Source organism: Halomonas sp. SSL-5 (genome assembly GCF_030708455.1).
Lineage (GTDB): Bacteria > Pseudomonadota > Gammaproteobacteria > Pseudomonadales > Halomonadaceae > Halomonas.
In genome coordinates, this window is record NZ_JAUYWF010000002.1 from 348,857 (window position 1) to 365,040 (window position 16,184).

The following is a 16,184-nucleotide window of genomic DNA, read 5'->3' on the forward strand; positions in this document are numbered from 1 at the left end:
CCGCCAACGGCGAGGCGCGCATTCTAGCAGTCGCGCCGAGCCAGGCCGAGGGTGGCCAATCATGTACAAGCCTTGTACATTGTATGGACAGAGGCGGCGCACCGGGTTGTGAATTATTGCCACACTCTCACGACCCAGCCCGGTTTACGCTGTACAAGTGTGTCTCCGATCGCCATCAGCCACCGTCCACCGACAAGACTGCTCCCATGCCCCTACGCCATGTCCTACGTCCCCTGCCCCTGCTGCTGGGCCTGCTGCTGGCGGTGGCCACACCCCTCCAGGCCCAGCAGCCCACCGCGGTAATCGCCGCCGAGGCGCGCCTGGCTCCCTGGTCCGATCCACTGGATTCACTGGGGACGCTGCGCGCCGACGAGAGCGTGACACTCTCGGCCACGGTCACCGACGTGGTGAGCGAACTGAACTTCCAGGACGGCGACAGCGTCGAGGCGGGGCAGCTGCTGGTCCGCCTCGCCGATGACGAGGCCCAGGCCGACCTGCGGGCCGCCCAGGCCCTGCGCGAGGAGCGCCGCAATGCCGTCAATCGCCTGAGCCAGCTGCAGGAGCGCAACCTGGCCCCGCGGGGCGACCTGGAAGACGCCCAGGCCCGGCTGCGTCAGGTCGAGGCCGAGATCCAAGCCCTGGAGGCGCGGCTCGCCGACTACCGCCTTCTAGCGCCCTTCGCCGGCCGAGTGGGCTTTCGCAACGTCAGCGTGGGCACCCTGGTCACCCCGGGCGCCGAGCTAGTGACCCTCGACAAGCTCGACGTGATGAAGCTCGACTTCACCCTGCCGGAACGGGCCCTGGGCGAGATCACGCCGGGGCTGGCGTTGAATGCCACCAGTGCCGCCTATCCCGACACCGCGTTCCGGGGAGAGATCGACACCATCGGTACCCGCGTCGACCCGGTCAGCCGCAGCATCACCGTGCGGGCACAGATCGACAATCCCGACGGCCACCTACGTCCCGGCATGCTGATGAACGTGGCAATCCAGCGCGAGGCCCGCCAGGCACTGGTGATCCCCGAGTCGGCGCTGATCCCCGAGGGGCGCCGCCAGTTCGTGCTGACCCTGGACCAGAGTGACGAGCACCGCGTGACACGCCGCGAGATCACCATCGGCGCCCGCCGCCGGGGCGAGGTCGAGGTCATCGACGGGCTGGATGCGGGCCAGCTGGTAGTGGCCCATGGCACCGAGCGGGTGCGCGACGGCCAGCCGACCCGCCTGCTGGGCATCCTCGACGACAGCACCAGCGTCCCCGAACTGTTGCGTCAGGACCGTGGCGATACGGAGGCCAACGGCTGATGCGCCTCTCCGATATCTCCGTCCAACGGCCGGTGCTGGCCACGGTGCTGGCGGCGCTGATCGTGGCCTTCGGCCTGCTCGCCCTGCAGCGCCTGCCGCTGCAGGAGTATCCCTCCATCGACCCGCCCATCGTCAGTGTCGATACCCGCTACCCGGGTGCCTCGGCCAGCGTGGTGGAGACCCGCATCACCCAGGTGCTGGAGGATCGCATCGCCGGCGTCTCGGGCATCGAGGTGATCTCCTCCTCGAGCCAGGACGGACGCTCCAGCATCAATATCGAGTTCGGTCTCGACCAGGACATCGACTCGGCGGCCAACGATATCCGCGACCGCATCTCCGACGCCGCCGGCAACCTGCCCGACGAGGCCGACCCGCCCGAGGTCGAGAAGGCCGACTCCAGCTCCGAGGTGGTGATCTGGTTGTCGCTCTCCGGCGCGGGCTACACCATGGCGGAGCTCACCGACTACGCCAACCGCTTCCTGGTGGACCGCTTCTCGATCCAGCCCGGCGTATCGCGGGTGATCATCGGCGGCGGGCGGGAGTACGCCATGCGCGTATGGCTCGACGCCGATGCCATGGCGGCCCGGGGCCTCACCGCCGGCGACGTGGAGGACGCCCTGCGTGCCGATAACGTCGAGCTGCCGGGGGGCTCCATCGAGTCCAGCGAGCGCCAGTTCATCGTCCGCCTGCCGCGCGGCTTCGCCACGCCCGAGGACTTCCGCAGCCTGGTGCTGGACGAGGCCGACGACGGCTATCTGGTGCGCCTGGGCGACATCTCCCGGGTGGAGGTCGGTGCCGTGGAGGAGCGCACTATCTTCCGTGGCAACGGCACCCCCATGGTGGGCCTGGGCATGGTCAAGCAGTCCACCGCCAACGTGCTGGAGATCTCCCGCGAGGTGCAGGCCGAGATGGCGCGGCAGCAGCCCGGCCTGCCCGAGGGCATGACCCTGGCCCTCAACTTCGACTCCTCGGTATTCGTCGAGGGCGCCATCTCCCAGGTGGTGCAGACCCTGGTAATCGCCATGGGCCTGGTGGTGGTGGCGATCTTCCTTTTTCTGGGCAACCTGCGCACCACCCTGATTCCCGCGGTGACCGTGCCCATCGCCCTGATCGGCGCCTTCGGGGCCCTGGCGGTGATGGGCTTCACCATCAACCTGCTCACCCTGCTGGCGCTGGTGCTGGCCATCGGCCTGATCGTCGACGACGCCATCGTGGTACTGGAGAACATCCACCGCCGCATGCACGACCACGGCGAGACGCCGCTGGTGGCGGCCTTCCACGGCACCCGCCAGATCGCCTTCGCGGTGATCGCCACCACCCTGGTGCTGATCGCGGTATTCGTGCCACTGAGCTTCCTCGAGGGCGATATCGGCCGGCTGTTCTCGGAGTTCGCCCTGACCCTGGCCGCCGCCGTGGCCATCTCCAGCCTGCTGGCGCTGACCCTGACGCCGATGATGGCCTCCAAGATCCTCAAGCAGGGCATGCACGAGGGCCGCCTGGCCCGCGGCGTGCAGTGGGCACTGGAGCACTCGCGCTGCGTCTATCGGCGGCTGCTCGAGCGAGCCCTCAAGCTGCGCCTGCTGGTGGTGGCGCTGCTGCTCGGGGTGATCGGCGGCATGCTCTGGCTCAACAACGAACTGCCCAACGAGTACACCCCCCAGGAGGATCGCGGCAACTTCTGGGTGCTGGTCAACGGCCCCCCCGGCGCCACCTACGACTACATGCTCGACTACATGGACGAGATCGAGGCACGGCTGCTGCCGATGCTCGAGACCGGCGAGGTCGACCGTGTGGTGGTGCGCGCACCACGCGGCTGGGGCAACATCGAGAACTTCAACAGCGGCTTCGTGATCGTCAACCTGGCCGACTGGGGCAGTCGGCGTTCGGCCTGGGAGATCATGGACGAGATCCGCCGTAACCTCGCCGACCTGCCCGGCGTGCGCGCCTTCCCGGTGATGCGCCAGGGCTTCGGCTCGAGTGTCGAGAAGCCGGTGCAGTTCGTGCTCGGCGGCGGCACCTACGAGGAGCTGGCCGACTGGCGCGACACGCTGTTCGAGCATATCCGTGAGGACAACCCCCGGCTCACCGAGCTGGACAGCGACTACGAGGAGAACCAGCCCCAGCTCGAGGTCGACATCGACTACCAGCGGGCCGCCGAGCTGGGCGTCACGGTGACCGAGATCGGCCGCACCCTGGAGACCCTGCTGGGCGGGCGCACCGCGACCCGCTATATCGACGACGGCGAGGAGTACGACGTCATCCTCGAGGGCGAACCCGGCGCACGGCCCAGCCCACAGAGCCTGGAGAGCCTGCGCGTGCGCTCACAGCGCAGCGGGGAGTTGATTCCCCTGGCCAGCCTGGTGAGCATCTCCGACTTCGCCGGCCCCAGCACCCTCAACCGCTTCAACCGGGTACGCGCCATCACCCTCGAGGCGGACCTGGCCGACGGCTATCCGCTGGGTGAGGCCCTGGAGTATCTGGAGGAGACGGTGCGCGAGCTCCTCCCGCCCGAGGCCCAGACCGACGTCAAGGGCGCCTCGCGGGACTACCAGGAGGCCAGCGGTGCCACCGGCTTCCTGCTGGGCCTGGGCATCCTGGTGGTGTTCCTGGTGCTCGCCGGCCAGTTCGAGAGCTTCGTGCACCCCTTCGTGATCATGCTCACCGTGCCCCTGGCGATCTGCGGCGCCCTGCTGGGACTCTATGTCACCGGCCAGTCGCTGAACATCTACAGCCAGGTGGGGCTGGTGATGCTGGTGGGGCTCGCCGCCAAGAACGGCATCCTGATCGTGGAGTTCGCCAACCAGCTGCGCGACCAGGGCATGGCCTTCCACGAGGCGCTGGTGGAGGCCTCGGTGACCCGCCTGCGCCCCATCGTGATGACCGCCGCCACCACCATGGCCGGCGCCGTGCCGCTGATCATCTCCAGCGGCGCCGGCGCCGAGACCCGCCTGGTGATCGGCATCGTCATCCTCTGTGGCCTGGCCGCCGCCACCCTGTTCACGCTGTTCGTGGTACCGGTGGCCTACGACCTGCTGGCGCGTCGCACCGGCTCCCCCGGCGACGTGGCGAGGCGCCTGGAGCACGAGATGGAGGCCACCCCGGAAGGGCATTGAACCCGCGCAACGCGAGACGGCCACCTCAGGGTGACCGTCTTGCGTTGCAATCCGGGTCGGCGCCGTCAGCAGTCGCCGATACGACGGCCGGTCACCTCGGTGTTCATCACCATCTCGCCCATCTGTGGCGACTGGACGGTGACCTCCACGCGACCCTCGGTAGTCTCGCCCAGGAAGTCCATATGGCCGACGATGTCCGCCTGGCCACCCTCGGCCTCACAGACCATCCGGTAGTCCATGCCATCGACGCTGACGTTATGCTCGAGCAGCTCGCAGCCCTCCTCTTCCTCGATCATCTGGAAGTCGGGATCGGCGAGATCGCCCTGGGCGATGCACTCACGGGTGGTATCGGTCTGGTCGGGGATCGGCAGGTCGCCGGAGACCGAGGTGGTGCTAGTGAACTCCCACTCCCCGGGCACGATGTTGGGCGTCTCGGCCAGGGCGGTGATCGGCAGTGCCAGCAGCAGGCCGGCGAGCATCGGGGGTAATGACATGGTGCGTAAGGACATGGGACTCTCCCTGTCGTGGGTTCGTCCCCAGCATAGCGGACCGGCACACCCCGGCACAGCCCGCCACAGTTCGAGAGGGTAAGCCGGCCCGGCGGCGCTGGTCGATGGCCGGAAACCGCTTGCATTCGCGCACTTAGATCGATAACATATGCGCCGTTCTGACGCGAAAGGCCTTGCTGCCCAGGCGTGAGAACGACAATGCGGAGGGGTGTCCGAGTGGTCGAAGGAGCACGCCTGGAAAGTGTGTAAGTCGAAAGGCTTCGAGGGTTCGAATCCCTCCCCCTCCGCCACCGAATATAGATAAGCCGCTGAGAAATCAGCGGCTTTTTCTTTTGTCTGTCGTTTCTTGAAGCGCACCTCTCCCCAGCCTTGGCAGGTGGCCCGGGGAGAAGCAGCTCATACAGCGACGGCGCCACAAGGGCGCCGTCGAGAGCATCTCTTATCGGGTCAGAACGAGACGTTGAAGACCAGTGGCACGATGGTGTAGAGCGCCACCATGATCACCAGCAGGCCGATCACATTGAGCCAGATGCCGGCGCGGATCATGTTCTTGATCGGCAGGTCCCCGGTGGCGAAGGCGACGGCGTTGGAGGGTGTCGCCACCGGCAGCATGAAGGCACAGCTGACGGCGAAGGTCACCACGATGGTCATCAGGAAGGGCTCGATACCCAGCCCGACGGCAATGGCGCCCATGATCGGGAAAAAGGCCGCCGCCGTGGCCGTGTTGCTGGTCAGCTCCGTGAGCAGGATGATCACGATGGCGGTGACGGCCAGGATCATGATCGGCGGGAGCCCCGACAGGCCCGAGACGCTCTCACCAATCCAGACGCTCAGCCCGGTGGCCGTGAACTGCGCTGACAGGGTCAGGCCACCCCCGAACAGGATCAGTACGCCCCAGGGGACATCGCGGGTGGCCGTCCACTCCAGCAGCGCGCCCTGCCCCCTGGAGGCCGGAATCACGAACATCAGGATCGCGGCCAGGATTGCCACGCTGGTGTCGTTGATGTTGGAGAGCCACGGCAGCGCGCCCTGCACCGCAGGAATCCTTGCGATCAACGGCAGGAACACCCAGCAGAAGACCGCCCCGGCGAAGACCATCAGCACCCGCCCTTCTTCCGGGGTCAGTCGCCCCATGGCCTTGAGCTCGGACTCGATCATCTGCCGGCCGCCCTTGATGTCCTCGACCTCGGCGCGGAACACGACCTTGTTCAGCACGAACCACGCCAGAACCAGCATGGTGGCGGAGAACGGGACGCCCATCAGCATCCAGTGGCCAAAGCCGATGGACAGGCCATGGGTGTCTTCCATGTAGGCACGCATCAGCGCCATGGGCGGCTGACCGATCAGCGTCGCCATGGAGCCGATGGTGATGGCGTAGGCGATACCCAGCAGCACGGCAGCCGAGAACTTGGGCGTGTCCTCACCATTCCCCAGCGACTTCACCAGGGCAATGATGGAGCCGCCGATCGGCACCATGATCACCGCGGTGGCGGTGTTGCTGACCCACATGGTGATGAACCAGCTGGCGAACATCAGCCCGAAGACGATCTGCGCGGGCTTGGTGCCCACGGTGAGCACCGTCAGCAGGGCGAAGCGTCGATGCAGGTTCCAGCGCTGCGTCGCCAGGCCGAGCAGCACCCCGCCCAGCACCAGGAAGACGATACTGTGCGCATAGGGTGAGGCCGCGGTCCCCACCGAGGCGATGTCGAAGAAGGGGAACAGCACCAGTGGCAGCAGCGAGGTGGCAGGGATCGGGATGGCCTCGGTCATCCACCAGGTGGCCATCAGCATGGCGATGGCCGCCACGATACGGGCGTTGACGGCCAATGACTCGGGCAGCAGGAAGAACATCCCCAGGCCAATGACGAGTCCCAGCACGAGAGAGAATGGCTTGAAGGCAGCCGCTTCGGTGTAGGGCGCCCGTTCGGCCGCGCCGGTGGAGTTCGACATGATGGTCACCTGCAAGGGAGTAACAGTGCAGGTCAGTGTCACGGCTGGGCAAATGCACCTCCAATACCTCCCGGGTTGGCCCGCATACTCAACAGGACACGGATACCCATCGACGTACATACCGGACTTCACGAAGAAACAGTCGTTTAACTACGTCAGGGCTGTCACCCACTCATTAAGCCCGCACAATCAGCCCACTGGCCAAGGATCATCCAGCGGCGTGACCGCTGATAGCCTACGACTAATGGATTCTCCGAATCGGTCGCCGCCAACGTCAGCAGGGGGCGGGCAAAGAAGAGAGGCCGGGAATTACGCCGAGGCCTGGAGGGTGGAGCGAAGCGCGACCCTCTACACGACATTAACGACGTGCCACTCGGGGCGCACCGGGCTGGGTTAGGTGCGGTGAGCCCCAAGGGCGGCGCGAGCGGTGAAGTCCACCGCCGATGCAGCAGAGTTTCAGCAATGCAGGCCCGGGGGCAACGGTAAGTCGACTGGCCCATGCACTGTTCGGGGTGGTGGAAGTGATGGCGTATGGGTACGTCAGTCTTTTCGGTAGCAGGCACCGCCGCAGCCGCAGGGGCTCAATAAGTGTTTAATAAGGCCAGATAATCCAGAAAAGGGCGGCTAACCATGCCTCCCCGACTGTTTCTTCAAAAAGCGGCATGTCGCATCGCCGGTGAAAATGCATTAGACCTTTGGCTCTAATGCCAAAGGTTAAAAAATGACCTCAAAATGAAACAGCAGGTTACGAAGAGATCATGGAGGACAGATTTTGGGAGATAGGCACCGATAAAAAACAATATGGGATATGCTTATCTCCAAATTCATCACTATCGATACCTTTTTGGTATGCCAAACAACTCAAAAAGTAATTGCCGTGGTTGATAGCGGCTGTAAGCCTTCACATGCCTGACAAGCACACTCAGACATATAAAAGGCTGTGACATGAAGACAAACACCTCTAAGCTCCTGACAAAACCTTCTTCTCTGCTTCCGCTGGTAGCTGCTGTGGCGGGTATCACCGCAGGTGCGGCGCAAGCCAGCGAAAAGCTAGATGTTGCCAGCGCCTACTCGACGCAGAATATCTTCGGGCAGAGCGCTCAGAATATCTCTGACAGAATCAGCACGCTGACTGGCGGGGAGTTCGAATTCGCTGTCCACGACCCAGGCGAGCTCGTACCTCCGTTCGAGATCTTCAACTCGGTCTCTTCAGGTGCGATCCCTGCTGGTTGGACTAGCATCGCCTACCTCTCCGGCAATCTCCCTATTGCCAACCTCTACGGCGCCCTCCCCTTCAGCCCGCCGGCTGAAGCGGTATTCTCCTGGACATCTGCTGGTGAAGGCAGCGAGCTGCTGCAGAAGGCGCTGGACCCGTACAACGTGAAATTCCTGGCCTGCTCGTATCTGCCCCAGGAGCCCGGCGGCTGGTTCAACAAGGAGATCAACAGCACCGACGACCTGGACGGCCTGTCGATGCGAATTTCCGGTCTCGGTGCCCAGGTCCTGAACAAGTTCGGCGCGTCGACCCAGCTGATCCCCGGCAACGAAGTCTATCTCTCCCTGGAGCGTGGTCGGGTTGATGCGGCTGAATTCTCAATTCCTCAGGTCGACAAGGCTATGGGGCTGGACGAGATTGCCGAGTACTACTACTTCCCCGGATGGCAGCAAGGGGCTGGCTGGCTCGCACTGCTCATCAATCAAGGCGTCTGGGACGGCTACAGCGACGCCCAGCGTGAGCAGATCACCACCGCATGTCAGGCCAATATCCAGAAGGAAGCCGATGAGGTGATCCCGGCGCAGGTCGAGACACTCCGCGAACTGGAAGAGAGTGGCGTCAAGGTCCGCCGATTCCCCGATGAAGTTCTCGCCGCTCTGCACGGCGCCTGGGAAGAAGTCCGCGACGAGCAGATGGCCGATAGCCCCGAATTCGCCGAGGCCTACACTTCTCTGATGGAGCATGCCGAAAAGATGCAGCAATGGCATGAACTCCAGACCCTGTCTGGCACTGTGAACACCCAAGGAGACTGACCATGCCGTCGGCCCCTCTCGCCCCTTGGCGTGAGCGCGGCGCCGTGGTCACCGCTGCCCTGGCCCGACCCTTGGTCGGGCTAGGGTTGTGGGTAGGCCGAGTCACCAGCTGGCTAGTTCTGCTGGTGATGGCGACCGTACTCATGACAGTCCTACTCAACGCAACCGGTATCAACGAGATAGCAAGCTGGAACGACAGAGTGCTGCTGTTCGGGGATGCCCTGACAATCAACAGCATCACCGAACTCCAGTGGCATATCTTCGGCGTACTGACGCTACTCGGCGGCACCTATGCCCTGCACCACGATACCCATGTGCGTGTTGATCTGGTTTATCACCGACTATCACCCAGCGGGCGCGCGATTGTGGATGTGGTCGGGCACTTGGTGCTGCTGATCCCCTTCTGCCTGCTGATCGCCTGGCTCTCCCAGCACTTCGTCACGATGTCGTACATGACCGGAGAGAAATCTAACTACGGCGGCCTGACCGATCGCTACCTGATCAAAGCTATGCTGCCTATCTCACTGATCTTCCTGGCCTTGGGTGCCCTCGGCCAGGTGTTCGAAAAGCTTTCTATCATTCTGGATCCGCGCCATGCGGATACCAATCAAGAGGTCGACCATGGCTGAATTCATCAGCGAATACTATCTGGCGATGCTGATGGTGGTAGCGCTGCTGGCCGGCATCTTCACCGGCTACCCAGTAGCCTTCCTGCTAGGCGGTCTCGGCATCATCTTCGCCTTCATCGGCGGCATACCAGTAGCCTTCCTTGCCACCGTGGGCTCGCGCATCTTCGGTGGCGTGGTAGAAAACTGGCTGATGATCGCCATTCCGCTGTTCGTGTTCATGGGGCTGATGCTGGAGAGCTCTGGCGTGGCAAGACGGCTACTGCTGACACTTCAGCGTGTCTTCGGGCGTACGCCCGGTGGCCTTGCAATCTCCGTGGCCATTCTGGGGGTCGTGATGGCTGCCAGCACCGGCATCATCGGCGCTTCGGTCGTCATGCTTGGCTTGTTGGCATTACCCGTGATGATGCGCCAGGGGTATCACCCAGAAATGGCCTGTGGTGTGATCGCGGCATCCGGCACTTTGGGTATCCTGATCCCTCCCTCCATCATGCTGGTACTCATGGGCTCTATCCTGCAGGTATCGGTGGGCGATCTGTTCAAGGCCGCGTTGATCCCCGGGCTGTTGCTCGGCGGCCTATACATTGGCTACCTGTTGGTGATCGCGCGCATCAAACCTCACTGGGCGCCGTTGCCAGACGCCAAGGCCACCGACACCGACACCTCTCCGCTTGCGCTCGCCCTGCTGCGCGACCTGTTTGGTCCCTGTGTGCTGATCTTCGCCGTGCTAGGTTCCATCATGGCCGGGATTGCGACGCCGACCGAGGCGGCGGCAATCGGCGCCTTGGGAAGCATGATCCTGGCTCTGCTGATGCGTAGCTTGAGCTGGAGCACGCTGGGCAAGACCGTACGGGAGACCTCTCGAACGTCGGCAATGATCCTCTTCGTGGTGGTCGGTGCCACCTGCTTCTCCGTGGTATTCAAGAGGCTGGGGGGCGACTACATGATCGAGGCGTTGATCACCGGAACCGGTCTCGGCCCATATGGCCTGCTCCTGCTGATAATGGGGCTGATTTTCGTACTTGGCTTCTTCTTGGAGTGGATCGAGATCAGCTTTGTGGTGCTGCCCCTGGTCGCCCCAGTAGTGGAGCTTCTGGACTTCGGCATGGGACTGAGCAGTCAGGCACTGCTGATCTGGTTCGCGATTCTGGTGGCCATCAACCTGCAGACAAGCTTCCTGACACCGCCGTTCGGATATGCGTTGTTCTATTTGAAGGGCGTCACAGCAGGCGAAATCGGCATTGGCACCATCTACCGTTCCATTATCCCGTTTGTGCTGCTGCAGATCACCGGACTGGCGCTGTGCATCTTCTTCCCCGCCATCGCATTATGGTTGCCTGGGTTGATGCCGTAACAATACCTTGCCCCACTGCCCACGGCTGCAAAGATATGAGCATTGCAGCGGTGGGCAAAGAAGCTTGTCGTTCAATCATATGGACAGTCACAGGCTTTGACGGTAAGGATGGTTATCGACCATGTCGTTCGCCATCGCACCATATCCAATCCCAACGCCATCAGGCTGCTTCACAAACTACTTATGCACCTGCCCTACCGGGCACGGAAGCAGCTCGGCTTCGCTGAACACCTGCCCCATGCATTGTCCTGGTCGCAAGGTCTGGCACTGCATCTGGGCAGGCATGGCACTGGCTTCGATCGCGCAGTCGTCAGCTTTGCCCGACGCACGCTGAGACCTCATCATTTCCTCTCGGTCGCCGCCTATGAAGGGGCATGACATCCGCTGGTCAGGGAACATCTGCTGCGCATGGCGGAGGGCCAGGTGGGCTATCCGCTGCCACCCCACGAAGCGCGAGAGCTCCCTTCTCTGAAGGAGCATGCGAGGCGCCTCCTGCAGTCAGCCAGCCAACAGCCACCACTGCTGGATTGAAGGAGACAGTCGCGGCTTTCGTCTTTGCTTGGTTCTGCCCGCCTCCCGGCATGTCGTCGACCGATGCCACACCGAAGCAACCTTGGCTATCGGCACTGTGCCGAAATGCTATGGTGGTTGTGTGCCTGGAGTGCCATTGGAACAAGGATGAAGCGATGCAAGCCCGCGTGACCGCCGAAGCCGCCTTCCGGCTGTTGGCAGACGGGATGAGCCGCGCCACCGGCGATACCTTCTTCGTCACCCTGGTGGCGAAGCTGGCGGAGATCCTCGACGTGGACCACGTGCTGGTGGCCCGGGTCGGCGACGATCATCGCGCGCACACCATGGCGGTGTGGTCGCAGGGCGGGCTGGCACCCAATCTCAGTTACGACCTGACCGGCACGCCCTGCGAGACGGTGGCGGGCCAGGAGGTCTGCCTCTATCCCGAAGGCGTTCAGCGGCGCTTCCCCGACGACGAGCTGCTGCAGCGGCTCGGGGCGGAGAGCTATCTGGGCCTCCCCCTCTTCGCCCTGGACGGCCGACCGCTGGGCCTGCTGGCGGTACTCAACAATCGCCTCATGCAGCTGGCGGGCCTCGAGTCCGAGATCCTGCATATCGCCGCGGCCCAGGCGAGCGCCCAGATCGAGCGCAGCCAGACCAGCCAGGCGCTGCAGAGGAGCGAGGCGGTGGCCCGCGAGAGCGAGCGCCGCCTCGAGACGCTGCTCAACCACCTGCCCGGCATGGCCTACCGCTGCCTGAACGACGCCGACTGGACCATGCTGGTGGTGAGCCAGGGCGCCGAGGCGCTGACCGGCTATCGGCCCGAGGCGCTGCTGCACAACCGCGAGGTCAGCTACGCGGCGCTGATCCATCCGCTGGACCGCGCCAAAGTGGATACCGCCGTCGAGGAAGGCGTCGCCGCTCGCAGCCCCTTTCGGGTCGTCTATCGGCTACGCATCGCCGACGGGCAGTGGCGCTGGATGCTGGAGCAGGGCCAGGCGCTCTACGACGCCGAGGGCGAGGTGAAGGTGCTGGAGGGCTTCATCAGCGACATCACCGAGCAGTACGAGGCCCAGCGGGTGCAGGATGCCGTGGCGCGGGTGGCGGCGGCGATCACCACGCGCATCGGTGACGGCTACTTCCATCAGCTGGTGCGCCACCTGGTGGAGATCCTCGAGGCCGATGCCGGCTTCATCGCCACCTTCACCCAGCAGGATTCCCGACGACAGGGCACGGCCTCGGTCGCGCCCTGCCACCTCACCACCGTCAGCGCGGTGGGCGATGGCGGGCGCCTGGAGAACCACGCCTGCGACCTGTCGGCCTCGCCCTTCGCGGCGCTGATGACGACGCCAGAATGTGCCGAGCAGGCGGATCCACCGCTACGCTGGCCGGGCCTGGCCGAGGAGCAGGCTGCCTGGATCGGTCGGCGCCTGGACAACACCCAGGGCGAGCCGGTGGGCGTCATCGTGGTGCTCTACCGGGAACCGCCGGAGACCAACGGCTTCGCCTCCTCGGTGCTGCGCATCCTATCCAGCGGCGCCGCGGCGGAGGTGGAGCGTCGCCAGGATCATCGGCGCATGCGCCAGCTCGCCTATTTCGACGGTACCACGGGGCTCGCCAACCGCGTGCGCTTCATGGAGGACCTGGTGGCGATGCGCGACGCCGCCGAGCGTGAGCTGAAGCCGCTGGGCCTGCTGCTGCTGGACATCCGGCGCTTCAAGGAGATCAATGACCTCCACGGCCACCAGCTGGGCGACAGCCTGCTGGCCACCCTGGCGGGACGCCTGCAGCGCTCGGTGGCGCCGGGCGAAGCGCTGTCGCGGCTCTCTGGTGACGAGTTCGCCCTGCTGGTTCCCGATGCCACCCCGGAACGCATCGAACAGTGCGTGGCCCGCATGCGCGGGGTCATCGCACGGCCCATTTATCTGGAGCACCACGCCTTCTCGCTGCGGGTCTCAATCGGCCTGGCGGGTTACCCGCGCGATGCGCGAACGCCGGGAGAGCTGTTCAAGGCGGCCAGCATCGCGCTCTATCACGCCAAGCGCGAGGACGATGGGGTCTGCCCCTTCAGCGCCTCCATGCATCGCGACCTGGAGCGCCGCCAGCAGATGACCGAGCGCCTCGGCGAGGCCATCCGCGAGGACCGCCTGGCGCTGTACTACCAGCCCCAGATCGACCTGCGCACGGGGGAGCTGACCGGCGCCGAGGCGCTGTGCCGCTGGCAGGATGCCCAATGGGGCTGGGTCAGCCCCGGCGAGTTCATTCCCCTGGCCGAGGAGCGCGGGCTGATCCGCCCGCTGGGAGACCGCGTGCTGGAGCAGGCCACCCGCCAGCTGCTGGCCTGGGGCGAACAGGGGCTGACGCTGCCCGGCAGGCTCTCGCTCAACATCTCGGCCCAGCAGTTCGCCGACCCTCACCTGGCCGAGCATATCCAGCGCCTGACCGCCGGGCTCTCCACCACCGCCATCGCCCTTGAGCTCACCGAAAGCGACTTCATGCGCGACCCCGAGCAGGCGGTGGTCATCACCCAGGCACTGCGCAAGGCGGGCTTCACCCTGGCCATCGACGACTTCGGCACCGGCTACTCGTCGCTGGCCTACCTGCGCCGCTTCTCCGCCCAGGCGCTCAAGATCGACATGTCCTTCGTCCGGCATATGCTGGCAAACCCACACGACCGCACCATCGTCGACACCGTCATCGCCATGGCCCAGGCGCTGGGCATGAAGACCGTGGCGGAAGGGGTCGAGACCGCCGAGCAGGCCGAGGCGCTCGCCGAGATGGGCTGCGACGAGGCCCAGGGCTACTACTTCGGCCGTCCGCTCGCGGCCAACGCGTTCGCCGAAGAGTGGCTCGGCCCCGCGACACCCACGGATTCCGAGGAGGCCGAATGAACGACCGAGTCGACCCGCAGTCGCTGCTGCAGACGCCAGTACTCGGCGCGCGCCTGGAGGCGGTAATACGCCCGCTGCTACGCCTGCTGGAGGAGGTCACCGGGCTACATTCCACCTACTTCACGCTGATCGACGAACAGGCCGGCGTGCAGCGGGTGTTGTATGCCCGCAACAGCGGCAGTCTGCAGCTGCCCGAGGGGCTCTCGGTGCCTTGGGAGGACACCCTCTGCCGCCGGGCGATCCTCGAGGGGCAGCGCTACACCGCCGACGTGGCGAGCTGCTGGGGGGATTCCGAGGCGGCGCGCGAGCTCGGCCTCCAGACCTACCTCAGCCAACCGATTCGCCTGGGCGACGAGACGCTGCTGGGCACCCTTTGCGCGGCCAGCGATGAGGCCATCGAGGTGTCGGCGGAAGCAATGGAGACGCTGGACACCTTCGCCGAGTTGATCGCCCGCTACGTGGACAGCGAACGTCTGCTGCGCCAGCTGGTCAGCGAGAACCGCACCCTGGCCCAGCATGCCAACACCGACCCGCTGACCGGCATCGCCAACCGCCGCGCGCTGCTCCAGGAGCTGACGCGGCGCCTCGAGCAGGCGACACGCGCCGGTACTTGCCTGCATGTGTCCTTCATCGACCTGGACGGTTTCAAGGCGATCAACGACCAACATGGCCACGACGCGGGGGACCGCTTCCTGATCGAGATGGCCCACCGCCTGGTCGGCGGGTGTCAGGCCGACGACCTGGTGGCACGCTTCGGCGGCGACGAGTTCGTGGTCGTGCGCCGGGCAGGCGAACGTCCAGCGGCCGAGTGTGATGCCATCAAGGCGGCACTGGAGGCGCTGACCTCCGGCGAGTTCTGGGTCTGCGGCGAGCGCATCCTGTACCCCGGGGCCAGCGTCGGCGTGATCACCTCGACGCCGAGCGATACCGATGCCATGACGCTGCTGCAGCTGTCGGATGCCGAGATGTATACGCGCAAGCGGGCCCGCAAGGCGCGCTAGAGGCGCCCCCCCTACCCGGCCCTTGCAGGCCAGCCGCCTGCGCACACCCTACTCCATCCGCCTATTAAATTTGGCCTTGGTGGACTAGGCTGACCCGGGTCAAGGTCTGATCGGCAACATCCAAGGACGAAAGATGACCGCCACCGAACAGGACCCCGGCACCCGTTTGCCGGGCGCCCATTGTGATGCCTGCAGCCTGCATGGCGTCTGCCTGACGCAGAACCTCTCCGAGGATACTCTGGAGGGCCTCGATGCTCTGCTCGACCAGCCCAGTCCTCTCAAGCGCGGTGAATCGCTGATCACCCAGGGCAACGCCTTCACCAGCCTCTATCTGGTGCGCAGCGGCAGCCTCAAGCAGGTGGTCAGGCCGCTGGGCCAGGAGCTGGAGCACGTAGTGGGCTTCTACCTGCCGGGTGAGACGGTAGGCCTTGAAGGGATCGGCGAATCGCGCTGCCCCGCCTCGGTAGTGGCAATGGAGACCACCTTCGTCTGCGCGCTGCCCTATGCCCGCCTGCGTGAGTTGTACTACAACAACCCCTCCCTCAGTGAGTCGCTTCTTCATCGCATGAGCCGCGAGCTGCGCGGCGAGAAGCGCCAGCTCTGTCTGCTCTCCGGGCGCACCGCCGAACAACGCCTGGCCGGCTTCCTGCTCGGCCTCTCCGAGCGCTTCCAGCAGCGCGGCTGCAGCCGCTACCAGTTCCGCCTGGCCATGTCCCGCGGCGATATCGGCAGCCACCTGGGGCTGGCCCTGGAGACGGTCAGCCGTGTGCTGGGGCGCTTCCAGCGCCAGGGGCTGATCCAGCTCGCCACACGGGAGATGACCATCCTCTCCCTCGAAGGACTGCAGGCCATCGTCGAAGAGAGCTGAGGGCGCTAGCGCCGCCCGCCAGGCCGCCATGGA

11 protein-coding genes and 1 tRNA gene are annotated in these 16,184 nt (G+C 65.0%); 10 read left to right on the forward strand and 2 right to left on the reverse strand.

Annotated features, from left to right (window positions below; genetic code table 11):
- Positions 1 to 206 precede the first annotated feature (206 nt).
- Positions 207 to 1,301, forward strand: coding sequence for an efflux RND transporter periplasmic adaptor subunit (locus RAN53_RS03500; protein WP_305795425.1), 1,095 nt, complete (start codon positions 207 to 209; stop codon positions 1,299 to 1,301).
- Entirely contained in the window at positions 1,301 to 4,414 is a 3,114-nt protein-coding gene (locus RAN53_RS03505) for an efflux RND transporter permease subunit (RefSeq protein ID WP_305795426.1), read from the forward strand. The genes RAN53_RS03500 and RAN53_RS03505 overlap by 1 nt, the downstream gene beginning before the upstream one ends.
- Positions 4,415 to 4,479: 65 nt before the next feature.
- On the opposite strand, the gene RAN53_RS03510 is transcribed toward RAN53_RS03505, so the two are convergent.
- Positions 4,480 to 4,923, reverse strand: coding sequence for a DUF3617 domain-containing protein (locus tag RAN53_RS03510; RefSeq protein WP_305795427.1), 444 nt, complete (start codon positions 4,921 to 4,923; stop codon positions 4,480 to 4,482).
- Positions 4,924 to 5,125: 202 nt separating this feature from the next.
- Between RAN53_RS03510 and RAN53_RS03515 the strand changes: the two genes are divergently transcribed.
- A tRNA-Ser gene (locus tag RAN53_RS03515) sits at positions 5,126 to 5,213 on the forward strand.
- A 157-nt stretch (positions 5,214 to 5,370) separates the two neighbouring features.
- On the opposite strand, the gene RAN53_RS03520 is transcribed toward RAN53_RS03515, so the two are convergent.
- Positions 5,371 to 6,873, reverse strand: a complete 1,503-nt coding sequence (locus RAN53_RS03520; RefSeq protein ID WP_305795428.1) for an SLC13 family permease — start codon at positions 6,871 to 6,873, stop codon at positions 5,371 to 5,373.
- 945 nt (positions 6,874 to 7,818) lie between these two features.
- On the opposite strand from RAN53_RS03520, the gene RAN53_RS03525 reads away from it, so the two are divergent.
- The 7 genes from RAN53_RS03525 (at position 7,819) to RAN53_RS03555 (ending at position 16,151) form a co-directional block, all read left to right on the forward strand.
- On the forward strand, positions 7,819 to 8,901 hold the full coding sequence (locus RAN53_RS03525) for a TRAP transporter substrate-binding protein (protein WP_305795429.1): 1,083 nt from the start codon (positions 7,819 to 7,821) through the stop codon (positions 8,899 to 8,901).
- 2 nt (positions 8,902 to 8,903) lie between these two features.
- Positions 8,904 to 9,530 (forward strand): TRAP transporter small permease subunit, encoded by a 627-nt coding sequence (locus RAN53_RS03530; protein ID WP_305795430.1) that lies wholly within the window; start codon positions 8,904 to 8,906, stop codon positions 9,528 to 9,530.
- Positions 9,523 to 10,881: a TRAP transporter large permease gene (locus RAN53_RS03535; protein WP_305795431.1), complete on the forward strand. Its 1,359-nt coding sequence runs from the start codon at positions 9,523 to 9,525 to the stop codon at positions 10,879 to 10,881. The genes RAN53_RS03530 and RAN53_RS03535 overlap by 8 nt, the downstream gene beginning before the upstream one ends.
- A gap of 108 nt (positions 10,882 to 10,989) precedes the next feature.
- Positions 10,990 to 11,259: a hypothetical protein gene (locus RAN53_RS03540; protein WP_305795432.1), complete on the forward strand. Its 270-nt coding sequence runs from the start codon at positions 10,990 to 10,992 to the stop codon at positions 11,257 to 11,259.
- Between the two features lie 308 nt (positions 11,260 to 11,567).
- Positions 11,568 to 14,282: an EAL domain-containing protein gene (locus RAN53_RS03545; protein ID WP_305795433.1), complete on the forward strand. Its 2,715-nt coding sequence runs from the start codon at positions 11,568 to 11,570 to the stop codon at positions 14,280 to 14,282.
- Positions 14,279 to 15,283 (forward strand): GGDEF domain-containing protein, encoded by a 1,005-nt coding sequence (locus RAN53_RS03550; protein ID WP_305795434.1) that lies wholly within the window; start codon positions 14,279 to 14,281, stop codon positions 15,281 to 15,283. The genes RAN53_RS03545 and RAN53_RS03550 overlap by 4 nt, the downstream gene beginning before the upstream one ends.
- Before the next feature lie 133 nt (positions 15,284 to 15,416).
- Entirely contained in the window at positions 15,417 to 16,151 is a 735-nt protein-coding gene (locus tag RAN53_RS03555; RefSeq protein WP_305795435.1) for a helix-turn-helix domain-containing protein, read from the forward strand.
- Positions 16,152 to 16,184: the final 33 nt, after the last annotated feature.